The 15181-nt window shown below is 70.4% G+C and carries 12 protein-coding genes and 1 pseudogene; 6 read left to right on the top strand and 7 right to left on the bottom strand.

The genetic code is table 11. The features are described from left to right. Positions 1-5: 5 nt before the first annotated feature. From O3Q52_RS03725 to O3Q52_RS03715, 3 genes are all read left to right on the top strand, one after another. The gene (locus O3Q52_RS03725; RefSeq protein ID WP_269647321.1) at positions 6-149 is read left to right on the top strand and encodes a hypothetical protein; all 144 of its coding nucleotides are present in this window, start codon (positions 6-8) and stop codon (positions 147-149) included. Then, complete coding sequence (locus O3Q52_RS03720) at positions 149-1213, top strand: iron-siderophore ABC transporter substrate-binding protein (protein WP_269647320.1); 1065 nt, start codon at positions 149-151, stop codon at positions 1211-1213. Before O3Q52_RS03725 ends, O3Q52_RS03720 begins: the two co-directional genes overlap by 1 nt. A gap of 163 nt (positions 1214-1376) precedes the next feature. Beyond that, a complete protein-coding gene (locus O3Q52_RS03715; RefSeq protein WP_055612524.1) occupies positions 1377-1904 on the top strand; it encodes an NUDIX hydrolase family protein in 528 nt (175 codons plus the stop codon). A gap of 16 nt (positions 1905-1920) precedes the next feature. Here the strand turns inward: O3Q52_RS03715 and O3Q52_RS03710 are convergent, their stop codons facing one another. Genes O3Q52_RS03710 through O3Q52_RS03700 form a run of 3 tightly spaced genes read right to left on the bottom strand, consistent with a single transcriptional unit; the run spans position 1921 to position 5410 of the window. Further along, positions 1921-2961: a ComEC/Rec2 family competence protein gene (locus O3Q52_RS03710; protein ID WP_269647319.1), complete on the bottom strand. Its 1041-nt coding sequence runs from the start codon at positions 2959-2961 to the stop codon at positions 1921-1923. Next, entirely contained in the window at positions 2958-4241 is a 1284-nt protein-coding gene (locus O3Q52_RS03705; protein ID WP_269647318.1) for a hypothetical protein, read from the bottom strand. Before O3Q52_RS03705 ends, O3Q52_RS03710 begins: the two co-directional genes overlap by 4 nt. Continuing rightward, complete coding sequence (locus O3Q52_RS03700; protein WP_269647317.1) at positions 4238-5410, bottom strand: caspase family protein; 1173 nt, start codon at positions 5408-5410, stop codon at positions 4238-4240. Before O3Q52_RS03700 ends, O3Q52_RS03705 begins: the two co-directional genes overlap by 4 nt. Positions 5411-5542: 132 nt before the next feature. Here O3Q52_RS03700 and O3Q52_RS03695 point away from each other — a divergent pair, with 132 nt between their 5' ends. Next, the gene (locus tag O3Q52_RS03695; RefSeq protein ID WP_269647316.1) at positions 5543-6625 is read left to right on the top strand and encodes a DUF2235 domain-containing protein; all 1083 of its coding nucleotides are present in this window, start codon (positions 5543-5545) and stop codon (positions 6623-6625) included. 155 nt (positions 6626-6780) lie between these two features. Here O3Q52_RS03695 and O3Q52_RS03690 read toward each other — a convergent pair whose 3' ends face one another. Then, positions 6781-10155, bottom strand: a complete 3375-nt coding sequence (locus O3Q52_RS03690) for a pyruvate carboxylase (protein ID WP_269647315.1) — start codon at positions 10153-10155, stop codon at positions 6781-6783. Positions 10156-10358: 203 nt separating this feature from the next. Next, a complete protein-coding gene (locus O3Q52_RS03685) occupies positions 10359-11309 on the bottom strand; it encodes an SDR family NAD(P)-dependent oxidoreductase (RefSeq protein WP_269647314.1) in 951 nt (316 codons plus the stop codon). Positions 11310-11539: 230 nt separating this feature from the next. Here O3Q52_RS03685 and O3Q52_RS03680 point away from each other — a divergent pair, with 230 nt between their 5' ends. Beyond that, on the top strand, positions 11540-11971 hold the full coding sequence (locus tag O3Q52_RS03680; protein ID WP_269647313.1) for a VOC family protein: 432 nt from the start codon (positions 11540-11542) through the stop codon (positions 11969-11971). Positions 11972-11989: 18 nt separating this feature from the next. On the opposite strand, the gene O3Q52_RS03675 is transcribed toward O3Q52_RS03680, so the two are convergent. Next, on the bottom strand, positions 11990-13837 hold the full coding sequence (locus tag O3Q52_RS03675) for an ABC transporter ATP-binding protein (protein WP_269647312.1): 1848 nt from the start codon (positions 13835-13837) through the stop codon (positions 11990-11992). Between the two features lie 426 nt (positions 13838-14263). Then, on the bottom strand, positions 14264-14389 hold the full coding sequence (locus O3Q52_RS03670; protein WP_269647311.1) for a hypothetical protein: 126 nt from the start codon (positions 14387-14389) through the stop codon (positions 14264-14266). A 226-nt stretch (positions 14390-14615) separates the two neighbouring features. On the opposite strand from O3Q52_RS03670, the pseudogene O3Q52_RS03665 reads away from it, so the two are divergent. Beyond that, positions 14616-15181: pseudogene (locus tag O3Q52_RS03665) on the top strand (hypothetical protein); the annotation flags it as partial.

Below are 15181 nucleotides of genomic sequence, written 5' to 3'. Positions count from 1 at the left end.
GGATCGTGGAGAGCGGCACCCACGACGAGCTGTGCGCGGCGGCCGGCGTCCACGCCTCCCTGTGGGAGGCGTGGTCCGGCACCCGCACCACGGCCGACCAGACCCCCACGCACCGCCGCCCTGACACCACGACCCTGAAGGACGACTGATGCCCGGCTCTTCCAGAAGAGGCACACGCCTCGTCGCGGCGCTCGCGTCGGCACTCCTCCTCTTCTCCACCGCCGCGGCCTGCGGCTCCGAGGACGACAGCTCCGAGGCGGGCTCGGACTCGTCCGGGTCCGCGAGCGGCGCCTTCCCGGTGACGATCGCCCACAAGTACGGCAGCACCACCATCAAGTCCGAGCCGAAGCGGATCGTCACGGTCGGGCTGACCGACCAGGACCCCGTGCTCGCCCTGGGCAAGGTGCCCGTCGGCACCACCCACTGGCTCGGCGACTACAAGGGCGCCATCGGTCCATGGGCCGCCGACAAGCTGGGCGGCGCCGAGGCCCCGACCGTGCTGAAGGACACCGGCACGGGCCCGCAGACGGAGAAGATCGCAGCCCTGCGACCTGATCTGATCCTCGCGGTCTACGGCGGTCTGACGAAGGACCAGTACACGACCCTTTCGAAGTTCGCCCCGGTCGTGGCCCAGCCGAAGGAGTACAACGACTTCGGTGTGCCGTGGCAGAAGCAGACCGGGATCATCGGCAAGGCGCTCGGTCAGGAGAGCAGGGCGAAGGACCTGGTCAAGGGCGTCCAGGACGACATCGCGACCACGGCCGAGGACAATCCCGAGTTCGCGGAGTCCACCGGCGTGATGGCGACCCCGTACGAGGGCATCTTCGTCTTCGGCAGCCAGGATCCGCGCTCGCGCATCCTGACCGACCTCGGCTTCGAGCTGCCGAAGGACCTGGACAAGGTCATCGGTGACGAGTTCGGGGCCGACATCAGCAAGGAGCGCACCGACCTGCTGGACACCGACGCGATCGTGTGGATCGTCGGCGACACGGCCAAGGACGCGGCCGCGCTCCACAAGAACGCCCTCTACGCCGACCTGAACGCGGTGAAGCAGGGGCGCGAGGTCTTCGTCAAGGAGGCGGGCGACTTCGGCAACGCCGTCTCGTTCGTGTCGGTGCTGAGCCTGCCGTACATGCTGGAGCGTCTGGTCCCGCAGCTCGGCGCGGCGGTCGACGGCGACACGGCCACGAAGGTCACCGAGCCGACGTCCTGACGACGTCCACGAGGAACCCGGCGGATGTATACAGAGGGCCGGGGCCACGGGCGAACCGTGATCCCCGGTCCTGCCGTGTCGCGCGTGTGACCTCGGCCCCGGCTGTGTCACGCGACACGCTCGCTACTGGAGACCCTGAAAGTATGATCAACCAATGTCTGACATGACCGAAACCACGCCCGGCTGGCTCCCGCACGACGAACTGGAGCAGGCGCGCGCACGCATGCCGATCCTGTACGTGGAGGCCGTCCCCGTCCGCGTCGACGACAGCGGCGAAGTCACCAGCATCGGACTGCTGCTCCGCATCGGGTCGGACGGGACGGTCAGCCGCGCGCTCGTCTCCGGCCGGGTGCTGCACCACGAGCGGGTGCGGGACGCCCTGCTGCGCCACCTGGAGAAGGACCTCGGCCCGGTCGCACTCCCCCGCGTCCCGGCCTCGCTGCAGCCCTTCACCGTCGCCGAGTACTTCCCGACGCTCGGGGTCACGCCGTTCCACGACCCCCGCCAGCACGCGGTGTCCCTCGCCTACATCGTCCCGGTGTCCGGTGACTGCCGGCCGCGGCAGGACGCTCTCGACCTGGTCTGGTTCAGCCCCGAGGAGGCCGCGTCGCCCGTGGTCATCAACGAGATGCCGGGCGGCACCGGAGCCCTCCTCAAGCAGGCCCTCGCGCACATCGGCCACCTGTCCTGACGGCCGGCGCCCGTCCTCAGAGTTCGAGAGCGACGAACCCGTCCGGCTCGTCCGGTGCCGGGGCGGTCACGGTGTAGCCGAAGCGATCCTTCAGGCCCGTGACGTCCCACAGCGCCGCACGGTCGCGGTAGTTGAAGACGAGTTCCTTCTCGGCTCCGCCGTGCTTGAGGATCCGGGCGATGGCGATCTCGTTGGGGTGGTCGTGCCGCGCGCCGCTGGTCGATATCAGGTAGCGGTCGCAGTCGATCAGGTCGAGGAGTTCGTTCGAGAGGTTGTAGTCGCTTCCGTGGTGGGCGACCTTGAGGAGGTCGACGTGCATCCGTCCGCCCTCCGCCTCGGCCCGGGGCCGTATCGACGCCACGAGCCGGCGGTCGTCGGCGTCACCGGTGAGGACGACCCGCTTGTCCTCGAACTCGAAGAGCAGACCGATGCTCGACACGTTCGTCTTCGACGTGTCGGGCTTGAACACCGACGCGGCCAGCCGGTCCACGTTGACGCCCCCGAAGTGCTCGAAGCCCGGGACCGGGGCGTTCTCCTCGGGATCCCGGCCGGGGATCAGACCGTGTCTGGCGCATTCCGCGGTCCAGGCGGGCGCCAGCTTCTCCAGTTGCCTGCGGTCGGGTGAGAGCACGTCCATCGTGGATCCGTCGTCGAACCACGCGAGTTCTCGGCCGACCTCGACACTGCGTCCGCCGAACGCGTCGTTCCACGGCACCTTCTGCTCCAGCAGGGCGCTGGTGAGCTTCTCCCCGTCCTGGGCGCCGAACCCCTCGGTGTCGAGGAGGTGGTCGAAGCCGTTGAACCACACGTCCCCGAACTCCACCGACCGGTCGAGGTCGTCCAGCAGGGCGAGCACGCCGAGGATGTGGTCCTGGTCGACATGGGTGACGACGAGGACGTCGACCTGACCGTCGAGCCCGGCGAGCGTGGGCTTGATCAGCGGGTACGTTCCCGAGCGGCCGCCGTCGACGAGGATCCGTCGTACGAAGCCGCCGTCGCCGTACTCCAGGAGCAGGCAGTCGCCGTCCTCGCCGGGCATCATCGTGAACCGGATCATTGCTGTCTCCCTCGCAGAGCGACGATCACGAACGGCTCGCGCATGTCGACACGCCACGACAGGCGGCGGGCCTGTTCGAGCCGCGCGGCGCAGCCGGGGTCGTCGGGGAACTCGGAGAGTCCGTGGATGAGGCGGCTCAGGCCCAGGGTGAAGACCGGCACTCCGCGGTCGAAGGCCTCGACCAGGGCGTCCCGTGCCGCCTCCCGCTCGGGCTCGGTGTGGGCCCGGCGCAGGTGCCGCATGGCCCAGAGCAGGGATCCGTCGCTCATCCAGTCGAACTCGCGCCGCAGCCGGGACAGCCACGGGTCCCAGCGGTGCGGCTGTTCGGTCAGCTCGCTGCCGACGAGGACGTAGGCGCCCGCCACCGCCGCGAGCGGGTTGGTCATCTCTCCGTAGAGCATGGTCTCCGCGTCCCTGACCAGCGTCGCCGCCGCGTCGAAGGCGCCCCGGGCCATGTAGGCGAGGGCGGGCCCCACCCGGCTGTCGCGTACGGACACCGAGACGGCGCTGCCGGTCGGGCTCTGCCGTTCGTTGACGAGGACCTCGATCTGCGCGGCGCCCCAGGGGGCGGGCAGGGTGACGACGTACTCGCTGCCGGCCAGCGAGACGACCAGGAACTGGCGTGGGCCCAGGGGCACGTCGAGCGTGCGTCCGCCCCGTTCGTCGACCGGGCCGTGCTCGCCGAAGCGGTACAGCCGCGCGGCGGCGTCGCCCAGTTCGAGACTGGCGACGGAGTGCGGTTCGGAGCGGGCGATCTCGAACGCGACCAGTTGCTTCGCGGGCCCGTCGGTCAGCCGGAGCATCGACGGGAACTGCCAGCTCGTCGGCTTCGGGTCGCCCACCCAGGCCGCGTGTCCGGGTTCGATGAACGCGCCGCGCTCCCAGGTCCCGGACCGTGAGCCCAGGGAGCGGGGCACGGGGATCGGGGCTCCGTCGTGGTAAGCCCCGTAGGACTCGATGTTGCCCATGAGGTGCTGCCAGGAGTGCGACTCGAAGGGCGAGGCCGCCGGGCGGAGCGTCACCTGCTTCTCCTCGCCGTCCGCCACCTCGGCGTCCTTGGAGAGCACGACCCCGGAGGGCAGTGTGGCGGACACGATGTAGTGGCCGGGGGCGACCTCGAACCGCGCCGGAGGTGCCGTGGTCCCGCAGGGGAAGAGGACGGCGCGGTGACCGGGGCCGCTGCCCTCGGACGGGTAGATGTTGCCGACCACCTTCGCCCCGTCGGCGAGGTCGGCTTCGTGGAGGCTCAACTCGACGTTCACGCTCAGGCCCGCGCTCATGGCTTCTCCAACTTCACGCGGCGGAACACCGGACGTACGGTGACGGACTTCGTCCGCACGTCCTGGTCGCCGAGCCGGGCCTCGAAGTCGTAGTCCCCGAAGCACAGTTCGATGGCCCACTCGCTCTCCGGATCCTCGCCGTCGACCTCGCCCGCGGCCCGATGCAGCCGCTCGAGACCGTCTTCACGGCAGACGAACTCGGCCTCGGCGTTGTCCTCGGCGGGATCGCAGCCGACGTACACCGGGACGACCGGCGGTCCTGGCAACTGGTGGAGGACGAACACGGGCAGTTCGCCGACCGAGGGGACCTGGACGCCCGCCACGGCCCCGGCGAACCGCGGCTGGCGCATGAAGTGGTCGATGGCCTTCAGCAGGTCGGAGGTGTCGACCCGCCAGTCGCCCTCGGGATCGTCGCTCGCGGCGCCGGCGAGGCTCTTCAGGAGGGCCTCGGTGAACAGGCTCACCTGACCGGGCCGCGCGTGCGAGCGGTCGCCGGACAGGGTGGCGTAGTACGGGATGTGGAAGCGGCGCGGCAGATCGAGGGGCCGGGTCCCGGCGCCGAGCGGGGAGCGCCCCGCGAAGCGCGCGCCCGAACGCTCGATGAGGACATCGGAGTTGGACCGGCATGCGTCGACGAAGAACACCTGCTCGCTGGCCCTGCACCGCTTGAGGCCGTTCATCAGGCCCGCGAAGTCCAGTGCGCTGTTGAGGGGGTTGTGCTCGTCGGCGAAGATGTCCGCGGCCAGGAGCGCCATGTCGTCGCCCTGCGAGACTCCGTGGCCGCAGAAGTAGAAGACGAGCCGGTTGTCGACATGGCTGTCACCGCGGTCGTACCACTGGGTGACCGCCGTGAGGATGTTGTCGATGGTGGCGGTCTCGACCTCGTGGGCCTGCTGGGTGCGGGGGTTCACGAACGGGGTCGGCGTTTCCTCGCTGAGCAGCAGGGCGACGCTGCCGAGCGGTCGCCCGGGGTCGTGGTACTCGGCCAGCAGCCAGGTCGCGAGCGTACGGGCGGAGATGGGCGGCGAACTGAGCTGCCGCATTCCGTCGGAATCGGCGACCGGTGCCTCGCCCCCGGCGAGATGGGGATACTTGCCGACGCCGATGACCAGTGCGTGGGTGCACGGAGAACCGGCGTGCTCATCGAGGTGGACCACGGAACCGGCCATGGATCCTCCGGAACCCCTGTACCGCACCGGAGCGTGCCCGAAGGCAGCATTTTCCCTATTATATTCCTGAGACATTCAATATGTCCCGCTATGCCACCAGTGACCGGTTCCTCGGTGAACGTGAGGCGCCCCATGGCCAAGAATCTCGTCGTCTGTCTGGACGGCACGGGCAATCAGTTGAAGGCGAAAGGGAACACCAATGTCGTCCGGCTCTACGAAATGCTGGACCTCACCGATCCCGCCCGGCAGATCGCCTATTACGACCCCGGTGTCGGCACGTTCTCGGCCGCGGGCGCCTGGACACCCTTGGGCCGGCATCTGTCGAAACTCCTCGGTCTCGCCTTCGGCTCCGGAATGCGCACCAACCTCGCCGAGGCCTACACCTATCTGATGCGGCACTACCAACCGGGCGACCGCATCTACGTGTTCGGCTTCAGCCGCGGCGCCTACACGGCCCGCGCCCTCGTGGGCATGCTCAAGGCGGTCGGTCTGATGCGGCCCGGCATGGAGAACCTCGTCCCGTACGCCGTGTCCGTCTACGCGAGGAACAAGGACTGGACGCGGCAGGACTGGGACCAACTCCACCGATTCGCGGGCGCGTTCAGCAACGCGGTCGACGGGCGGGTCGGCATCCGGGTCGAGTACCTGGGGATCTGGGACTCCGTGAAGGCCGCGGGCCTCCTGCGCTGGAACCTGCGCTGGCCGTACACCCGTCAGGCCCCGAACGTCCGCCGCATCCGCCACGCCGTGTCCATCGACGAGAAGCGCAGACCCTACCGCGAGTACCTCGTCACCCCCGCCGACGGCGACAAGAAGCAGGCCGTGCCGTCGACGGTCGAGCAGGTGTGGTTCGCCGGGGTCCATTCCGACGTCGGCGGGACCTTCGACGACGATCCCCGGCTCGCCGCGATCGCCCTCAAGTGGGTCGTGGACGGCGCCCTCGAAGCACGGGACGGCGAGCCCGAAGCACGTCTCCTCCTGAAGCCCCGGGCCTACGAGCGCGAGGTGACCCTCGTGCCCGAGGACGCCCTGGGCAAGGTGCACCGGATGGGCTGGATCTGGGCCCTGCTCACCTACCGGCGCCGTGGACTTCCGCAGGGCGCGCATGTGCACGAGAGCGTCCGCGCGCGGCTGGAGAAGGACGCCGGACACGCGGACCGGATCCCGCCGACGGCGGTCTGGGCGGACACCGGCTGGCTCACCGCCCGGCAGTGATCCCCTGACTCACCGCCCGGCAGTGATCCTCACGGGGCGGTGGAGGTACGCGCCCATGGGCTCGCCGGGGATCCTTACCCAGCGGCGAGCCGCCCCAGGGCCCCCTCCGAACCTTCCCAACCCTCCGGCCGAAACCGTCGGGAGGGTCAGCCGATTCAGCCGATCTCGACGAGCAGGTCGCCGCCCTCCACCTGCTGGATCTTGTTGATGGCCAGCCTGGACACCGTTCCGGCCTTCGAGGCGGTGACCGCGGCCTCCATCTTCATGGCCTCGATGGTGGCCACCGTGGCGCCGGCCGCCACCTCGTCGCCCTCGGCGACCGCGAGCGTCACGACTCCGGCGAACGGCGCGGCGACATGGCCGGGGTTGGCCCGGTCGGCCTTCTCCGTCGCCGGGACGTCGGAGGCCACCGAGGTGTCGCGCACCTGGATGGGCCGCAACTGGCCGTTCAGGGCGGACATCACCGTACGCATCCCGCGTTCGTCGGCCTCGCCCACGGCCTCCAGCTCGATGAGCAGCCGTACGCCCTGTTCGAGGTCGACCGCGTACTCCGTCCCGGGGCGCAGCCCGTAGAAGAAGTCCTTGCTGTCCAGCACGCTGGTGTCGCCGTAGGTCTGACGGTGTGTCTCGAACTCGCGCGTCGGCCCGGGGAACAGCAGCCGGTTGAGTGTCGCCCGGCGCTCCTTCACCAGCCCCTCGCGGTCGTCCGCGGTCAGTTCCTCGACGGGCTTGGGGGCGGCGCGGCCCTCAAGGGCCTTGGTGCGGAACGGCTCGGGCCAGCCGCCGGGCGGGTTGCCCAGCTCGCCGCGGAGGAAGCCGATGACGGAGTCGGGGATGTCGAACCTGTTCGGGGTCGCCTCGAAGTCCGCCGGTGAGACGCCGGCGCCCACCAGGTGGAGCGCGAGGTCACCGACCACCTTCGAGGACGGGGTGACCTTCACCAGATGGCCGAGGATGCGGTCGGCGGCTGCGTACATCGCCTCGATCTCCTCGAAGCGGTCGCCGAGGCCGAGCGCGACCGCCTGGGTGCGCAGGTTGGAGAGCTGCCCGCCGGGGATCTCATGGTGGTAGACCCGCCCGGTCGGCGCGGCCAGGCCCGCCTCGAAGGGTGCGTAGATCTTGCGGACGCTCTCCCAGTACGGCTCCAGGTCGCCCACGGCCTGGAGGCTCAGCCCGGTGGACCGCTCGGTGTAGTCGGTCGCGGCGACGATGCCCGACAGCGAGGGCTGCGAGGTGGTACCCGCCATCGAGGCCACCGCGCCGTCGACCGCGTCCGCGCCGGCCTGGATCGCGGCGAGGTAGGTGGCGAGCTGGCCGCCCGCGGTGTCGTGGGTGTGGATGTGCACCGGCAGGTCGAACTCGCGGCGCAGCGCCGATACGAGGGTCGCGGCGGCCGGAGCGCGCAGCAGGCCCGCCATGTCCTTGACGGCCAGGACGTGGGCCCCTGCCTCGACGATCTGCTCGGCGAGGCGGAGGTAGTAGTCCAGGGTGTAGAGCCGCTCGGACGGGTCGGACAGGTCGGAGGTGTAGCAGAGGGCGACCTCGGCGATCGCCGTTCCCGTCTCCCGTACGGCGTCGATGGCGGGCCGCATCTGCCCGACGTCGTTCAGCGCGTCGAAGATCCGGAAGATGTCGATGCCGGTCGCCGCGGCCTCCTGCACGAAGGCGTCGGTCACCTCGGTCGGGTACGGCGTGTAGCCCACGGTGTTGCGGCCGCGCAGCAGCATCTGCAGACAGATGTTCGGCACGGCCTCTCGGAGCGCGGCCAGGCGTTCCCAGGGGTCCTCGGCGAGGAAGCGGAGCGCGACGTCGTAGGTGGCGCCGCCCCAGCACTCCAGGGACAGCAGCTCGGGCAGGGTCCGCGCCACGACGGGCGCGACGGCGAGCATGTCCTTGGTACGCACCCGGGTGGCGAGCAGCGACTGGTGGGCGTCGCGGAACGTGGTGTCGGTGACGCCGATGGCCGGTGACTCGCGCAGCCACCGGGCGAAGCCCTCGGGGCCGAGTTCGACGAGCCGCTGCCGGGACCCGGCGGGCGGCTCCGTGGCCGACACGGGCGGCACCTTGGTGACGGGGTCGCTCAGCTCGGGCCGTTCGCCGTGCGGCTTGTTCACCGTGACGTCGGCGAGGTAGGTGAGGAGCTTCGTACCGCGGTCGGCGGAGTGGCGGGCCGTGAGGAGGTGCGGGCGCTTCTCGATGAACGACGTCGTGACCTGGCCGGCCCGGAAGTCCGGGTCGTCCAGCACCGCTTGCAGGAAGGGGATGTTGGTGGCCACGCCGCGGATGCGGAACTCGGCCACGGCACGCCGGGCCCGGCCGATCGCGGTGCTGAAGTCGCGTCCCCGGCAGGTGAGCTTGACCAGCATCGAGTCGAAGTGCGCGCTGATGTCCGTACCGGCGTGGGTGGTTCCGCCGTCCAGCCGGATGCCCGAACCGCCGGGCGAGCGGTAGGCGCTGATCCTGCCGGTGTCGGGTCGGAAGCCGTTGGCCGGGTCCTCGGTGGTGATACGGCACTGAAGTGCGGCACCGTGCAGGGTGACGGTCTCCTGGGAGAGCCCGAGGTCGGCCAGGGTCTGGCCGGAGGCGATGCGCAGCTGGGACTGCACGAGGTCGACGTCGGTGACCTCCTCGGTCACCGTGTGCTCGACCTGGATGCGCGGGTTCATCTCGATGAAGTGGTAGTTGCCCTCGCGGTCGAGGAGGAACTCCACGGTGCCCGCGTTGCGGTAGCCGATCTCCCGGGCGAACCGTACGGCGTCGGCACAGATCCGGTCGCGCAGCTCGGGGTCGAGGTTCGGCGCGGGGGCGAGCTCGATCACCTTCTGGTGGCGGCGCTGCACCGAGCAGTCGCGCTCGAAGAGGTGGATGACATTGCCCTCCCCGTCCGCGAGGATCTGCACCTCGATGTGACGGGGTTCGACGACGGCCTTCTCCAGGAACACCGTGGAGTCGCCGAACGCGGACGCCGCCTCGCGGGACGCCGCCTCGATGGACTCGCGGAGCTGGGCGGGCTCCTCGACCCGCCGCATGCCACGCCCGCCACCGCCCGCGACGGCCTTGACGAACACCGGGAATCCGATGTCCTCGGCGGCGCGCACGAGTTCGTCCACGTCGGTGGAGGGTTCCGAGGAGCCGAGCACCGGTACGCCTGCCGCGCGGGCGGCGGCCACCGCGCGCGCCTTGTTGCCGGTCAGCTCCAGCGTGTCCGCGCTCGGGCCGACGAAGGTGATGCCGGCCTCCTCGCAGGCGCGCGCCAGGTCGGGGTTCTCGGACAGGAACCCGTATCCCGGGTAGACCGCGTCCGCTCCCGCCCGCTGCGCCGCGCGGACGATCTCCTCCACGGAGAGGTAGGCCCGCACCGGGTGTCCCGGCTCCCCGATCTCATAAGCCTCGTCCGCCTTCAACCGGTGCAGTGAATTGCGATCCTCGTGCGGGAAGACGGCCACGGTTCGCGCGCCCAGCTCATAGCCGGCGCGGAACGCGCGAATAGCGATCTCACCACGGTTGGCGACCAGCACCTTGCGGAACATTTGGATCCCTTCAGCCTGCCCGGTGACGCGCACCATCGTGTCGGCCCCGCCCGCCCCGCGCCATGTGAGCCGGGCCACTCGTCCGGATGCCTCCGGCCCGCGGAGCAGCCAGGTACCCGGCCAAGACCTCCACTGGCCGGCCTCGCGGGCCACCGACGAACTCCTTGAGCGGTCGGGCGGCTACCCAGTTACAGGGTGCACAGTCACCCGGGCCCGAAGGTCGGATCGACCCCGGTCAGGTCGCGGCTGGCCTCCCACAGACGTGCCGCGGCATCCCGGTCGGCCAGCCGGTCGCCGACCGGTTCGAGTCCGGGCACGCCTCGCAGGCCGAACACCCGGGGTCCCCACAGCTGCCCGCCGCTCACGGACGGGTCGAGAACGGCCCGTACGGCAGGCCACGCGGCGTGCTCCTTGCCCTGGACGAGCAGACCGGCGGGCAGGCCGCGCAGCCGTTCGCCGGTGGTGCGCCGATGTACGTCCGCGCGTTCGGGAGTCAGGGAGTCCAGCGCGCCGCCGGGGTGGGTCACCACGCTCGACACCGTGCTCGCGGCGGCCCGCAGCCGGCGGTCGAGCTCGAAGCCGAAGAGCATCTGCGCGAGTTTGGAGCGGGAGTAGGTGCGCTTGGGCTGGTAGTCCCGGGTGCTCTGCAGGTCGGCCAGGTCCAGCCGCACGGACTTGCCCGTGAAGCTTCCGGTGGTGACGACACGGCCGGCGGGGGCGGCCGCCAGCAGGGGCGCGAGCCATCCGGTCAGCGCGAAGTGCCCGAGGTGGTTGATGCCGAACATCCACTCGTTGCCGTCCGCGGTCTCCCGGCGCTCCGGCTCTTCGATCAGGACCCCGGCGTTGTGGACCACCGCGTCCAGGCGGTCCACCTCCAGGGCGTCCACACAGGCCCGCAGTGAGGACAGGTCGGCGAGGTCCAGCCTCAGATGACGTACGCGGGCGTCGGGGACACGGGAGCGGATGGATGCCATGGCCGCTTCGGCCCTGGCCGCGTCACGGCTGCCGAGCACCACCGTGGCGCCGGTGCCGGCGAGCTGCTCGGCGACGAAGTACCCGATGCCCGCGTTGCCGCCGGTGACCAGGAAGGTCTTGGCGTCGGCACGCGGGAGCCGGTGAACGGACCACGGCCGGGACTGGACTGCGGACGACATGGCACGCTCCTCGCGCTCGGGACGATCTGGTGGTGGACGGGCCACGTGTTCATGGCCCAAGCCCACATCCCCAAGATCCCGGCGGCCGCCGACAGATCACCGACAGATGCCGTCCGCCGCCTACAGGCGGGCGACACGGCTGCTCGTCTTAAGCCGGACCGTTGACGAGACCCTGGACAATCTTCGAAGGCGGGGGCCGAACCCGCGTCGCCGAGAGGCAGGAGACGTCCATGACCGTTCTCGACTCCCCGATCCCGCGCTTCCATCTGGCCATGCCGGTCGACGACCTGGCGGCCGCCCGCCGTTTCTACGGCGAGGTGCTGGGCCTGGAGCAGGGCCGCAGCTCGGACACCTGGGTGGACTGGAACCTGCACGGCCACCAGTTCGTCACGCACCTCTCGCCGGAGCGCGCCCAGCGGATACACAACCCGGTCGACGGCCACGACGTACCCGTGCCGCACTTCGGACTGATCCTCACGGTCCCCGCGTTCCGGCAGCTGGCGGACCGGCTGCGCGCGGCGGACGCAGAGTTCGTCATCGAGCCCTACGTCCGCTTCCAGGGGCGGACCGGCGAGCAGTGGACCATGTTCCTCCTCGACCCGGCCGGCAACGCCCTGGAGTTCAAGGCGTTCGCCGACGACTCCCAGGTCTTCGCCCCCTGACACGCGACCGCCTCGCGTTCAGACCAGGTCGGCCCGGGCGGGGCTGCCGTCGAGAGGGTCGCCGAGGGGGTCGATGGCGTCCTCGTCGAGGAAGCCGCCCGACTGGTGCTGCCACAGCTTCGCGTACGCGCCCTCCGACGCGAGCAGTTCCTGGTGCGTGCCCTGCTCGATGATCCGTCCGCGGTCGAGGACGACGAGACGGTCCATGGTGGCGACCGTGCTCAGCCGGTGCGCCACCACGAGCGCCGTCCGTCCCTCCATGAGCCGCCACAGCGCCTCCTGGACGAGGATCTCGCTCTCGGAGTCCAGCGCGCTGGTTGCCTCGTCGAGCAGCAGGATCGGCGCGTCGCGCAGGATCGCCCTGGCGAGAGCGACCCGCTGGCGCTGTCCGCCGGACAGCTTCACACCGCGCTCGCCCACCATGGTGTCGAAGCCGTCCGGCAGCGCGTCGGCGAACTCCGCGACGTGCGCCGCCTCGGCCGCCCGGCGGATGTCGGCGTCGGTGGCGTCCGGCCGGGCGAACGCGATGTTCTCCCGCAGCGTGCGGTGGAACATCGCGGGGTCCTGCGGCACGTAGGCGATCAGACCACGCAGGTCGGCCTGGCGCAGCCTGCTGATGTCCTGGCCACCGATCAGGATCCGGCCGGCGTCGATGTCCGTCATCCGCAGCAGCAGCCGGGTGAGCGTGGTCTTGCCGCCGCCGGACCGTCCGACGAGGCCGATCTTCGTCCCGCTGGGCACGGCCAGGTCGAGGTCCTCGAAGAGCGGCTCCGCGCCCCCGTGGGCGAAGGTCACCTGCTCGAAGCGGACGTCGGCGGCCCCCGGCAGCGGCGCCGGTGTCGCGGGGTCGAGCACGGTCGGCGGCGCCAGCAGCAGTTCGGTGAACTGCGAGGCCTCCGTCATCGCGCTCTCCAGGCGACGGTAGATCTGGTTGAACTCGAACATGATCCGCGTCGCGTTCGTGTAGTACGTGAAGGCGACCACGACCGCCTCCACGCCGAGCCGCCCCCCGCCGAGCGCGACCGCGAGCAACAGACCGAGCGCGTTGGTCAGTACGGACATGGGCGCGACCAGCGTGTCGATGCGCAGGTTGCCGTAGTCCCACGACCTCAGCGTGAGCCGCCGCGATTGCGCGACGCGGGAGCGGTGCTCGGCCGCCTCCCGTTCCTCGGCCGCGAACGCCCGGACCGTGTCCATGTTCATCAGGCTGTCGGCGACGTGGCCCGCCACCCTGGCGATCGCCTCCTCGCGCTTGTCGACGAGCGCCTGACGGCGACGGATGAGGGGCACCACGAGCAGCGCCGTGAACGCGATCATCGTCAAGAGACCGACAACGAGCAGCGGTTCATAGCGCCACAGCACCACCGACCCGAACACGAGCGGCACCAGACTGGCCACGACCTGGAACGTCAGGGTGTCGACGAACTCCTCGAAGCGGGACGCGAAGCTCAGCACCCGCTTGGTCAGCGCCCCGGCGAAGTTGTCGTGGAAGAACGCCGCGTCCTTGGCGAACAGCTCGTCCATGCCGACCACGTACAGCCGCTCGATACCGCGGGCGGCAAGGCGGTTCAGACAGTGCAGGCCGATGCGCCACAGTATTTCCGCGAGCAGCAGGGCACCGGCGAAGCCGAGAACGTACGGCAGCGTCGAGCCGAGGTCGATACCGGCGTCACCGGCGATGCGGCCGACGAGCTTCGCGACGATCAGCGGCGCAATGTAGTTGATGCCGATGTTGCCCAGTGCGGGCATCAGCATCGCGGGTACCGTCAGCCACCGTAGCCGGGCCAACTCCCGTCCGTAGTAACGGAGTGCCAGGAGCACCGAGCCCCTGCTCCGCGGAACCTCTCGCGATTCGGGCGTTTCCATTCCAACCCTGTGGTGTTGTGTGCCAACTGGAACCGAATCGTCCCGCGACGGCACCCCCCGGGTCCAAGCGTTTTTCTCAGCCATTGGCCCGCCGCCCACCGGTGCGCCGCGTACGCCCGCGTGCGCGCCGGTACGGCCCGGGTGGCCGCCCTCCCCGCCACCGAGGCGCGTCAGTCAGGTACACGCGGCACACACGGAATGGACCGCTGCAGAATGTTTTCACCACGGGCACAGAATTACTTCGCGTTCTCCTCAATTGCGTTCCGCCCGCCGCTATTTGTCCACCGGACCGGGCCACGGGATTGCCTCGCCAATTGACGGGCATAATTGCGTGCGAATCTCGGCCCGGCCGGTTGAATGGCCGTATCGACACCGCTCGTTCATCCGGGTACGACACGAAGAAGGACCAGCCCAGTGATACCCAGTTCAACCCGAAACGATCATCTGCCGGTCTACGAGAGCCTGGTGCGTGAGCGCGGTGACGTCGTGGAGGAAGCCCGCGTGGCGGCCGAGCAGACGCAGCGCCAGATGGCCGAGGCACTCAACGGACACGAAGCGGTCCAACCGGAGCACGGTCCCCGGTGAACCCGCTCCGGCCGGGCGCGGTACACCGCTGTAACCCACAGACCCCCCGAAGAACCCGCGCAGGAGTCTCACACAGACTGCACACAGTCCCTCGAAAGCCTCGTTAGCGTTGCAGGCCGCTCGATCCCACGTACGAACGTGCCCGGGCCGCGGCCCGGAGGGTCGACGGTGCGTCAACCCAGGAAGACCCCCGATGGACTACTGCTCCTCCTGCCGCCGGCATCTCAATGGCGCCCTGGTGTGTCCAGGGTGCGGTGCCTATGCCCCGGACATCGCCCCGATCACCGCCGGCGGGCACACCGTCCCGGCCACCTCGACGAGTGCGGGCACACCGCCCGCATGGGATGCCGCCCCGGCGGACACGTGGCACGACGACCGGCCGCACGCCACGGCCGGCGGGGCAGCGATCACGGCGGCCATGAGCGAGTACCCGCGGACCGATCCGGACGACGACCTCGCACCCGTGCCGTCCGCCCCGCAGGGACGGGCGGCACGGCGTCGCCAGCGGGCCCGCTGGAAGAAGAACCAGCGCCGGGCCGTGGTGGCGACCGCCGTCGCACTCGTCGGAGGCGGCCTCACGGTGTCCGTGATGGACCAGCAGTCCGGTGACCGGGCACAGGCGGCCACGGCGCCGGAGTCCACGGGCGCGGATTCGGACATCGCCGAGAAGCCGTCGACGCCGTACACGCAGCCGGGCAGGACGCGGCCCGACTCGGGTGCCTCCTCCCCCACGACCTCCGCGCCCGAGCGCCCCAGCCG

The sequence above is a fragment of the Streptomyces sp. ActVer genome, assembly GCF_027270795.1.
Taxonomy (GTDB): Bacteria; Actinomycetota; Actinomycetes; order Streptomycetales; family Streptomycetaceae; genus Streptomyces; species Streptomyces umbrinus_A.
Note: the sequence above shows the minus strand (reverse complement) of the source record. Positions and strands in the feature narration are given on the sequence as shown.

Excerpts from the sequence above, each read along its gene's own strand:
- O3Q52_RS03680 (WP_269647313.1), top strand. The coding sequence starts at position 11,540 with ATGACCGTTCTCGACTCCCCGATCCCGCGCTTCCATCTGGCCATGCCG.
- O3Q52_RS03720 (WP_269647320.1), top strand. The coding sequence starts at position 149 with ATGCCCGGCTCTTCCAGAAGAGGCACACGCCTCGTCGCGGCGCTCGCG.
- O3Q52_RS03705 (WP_269647318.1), bottom strand. The coding sequence starts at position 4,241 with ATGAGCGCGGGCCTGAGCGTGAACGTCGAGTTGAGCCTCCACGAAGCC.
- O3Q52_RS03710 (WP_269647319.1), bottom strand. The coding sequence starts at position 2,961 with ATGATCCGGTTCACGATGATGCCCGGCGAGGACGGCGACTGCCTGCTC.
- O3Q52_RS03695 (WP_269647316.1), top strand. The coding sequence starts at position 5,543 with ATGGCCAAGAATCTCGTCGTCTGTCTGGACGGCACGGGCAATCAGTTG.
- O3Q52_RS03715 (WP_055612524.1), top strand. The coding sequence starts at position 1,377 with ATGACCGAAACCACGCCCGGCTGGCTCCCGCACGACGAACTGGAGCAG.
- O3Q52_RS03700 (WP_269647317.1), bottom strand. The coding sequence starts at position 5,410 with ATGGCCGGTTCCGTGGTCCACCTCGATGAGCACGCCGGTTCTCCGTGC.
- O3Q52_RS03690 (WP_269647315.1), bottom strand. The coding sequence starts at position 10,155 with ATGTTCCGCAAGGTGCTGGTCGCCAACCGTGGTGAGATCGCTATTCGC.
- O3Q52_RS03685 (WP_269647314.1), bottom strand. The coding sequence starts at position 11,309 with ATGTCGTCCGCAGTCCAGTCCCGGCCGTGGTCCGTTCACCGGCTCCCG.
- O3Q52_RS03675 (WP_269647312.1), bottom strand. The coding sequence starts at position 13,837 with ATGGAAACGCCCGAATCGCGAGAGGTTCCGCGGAGCAGGGGCTCGGTG.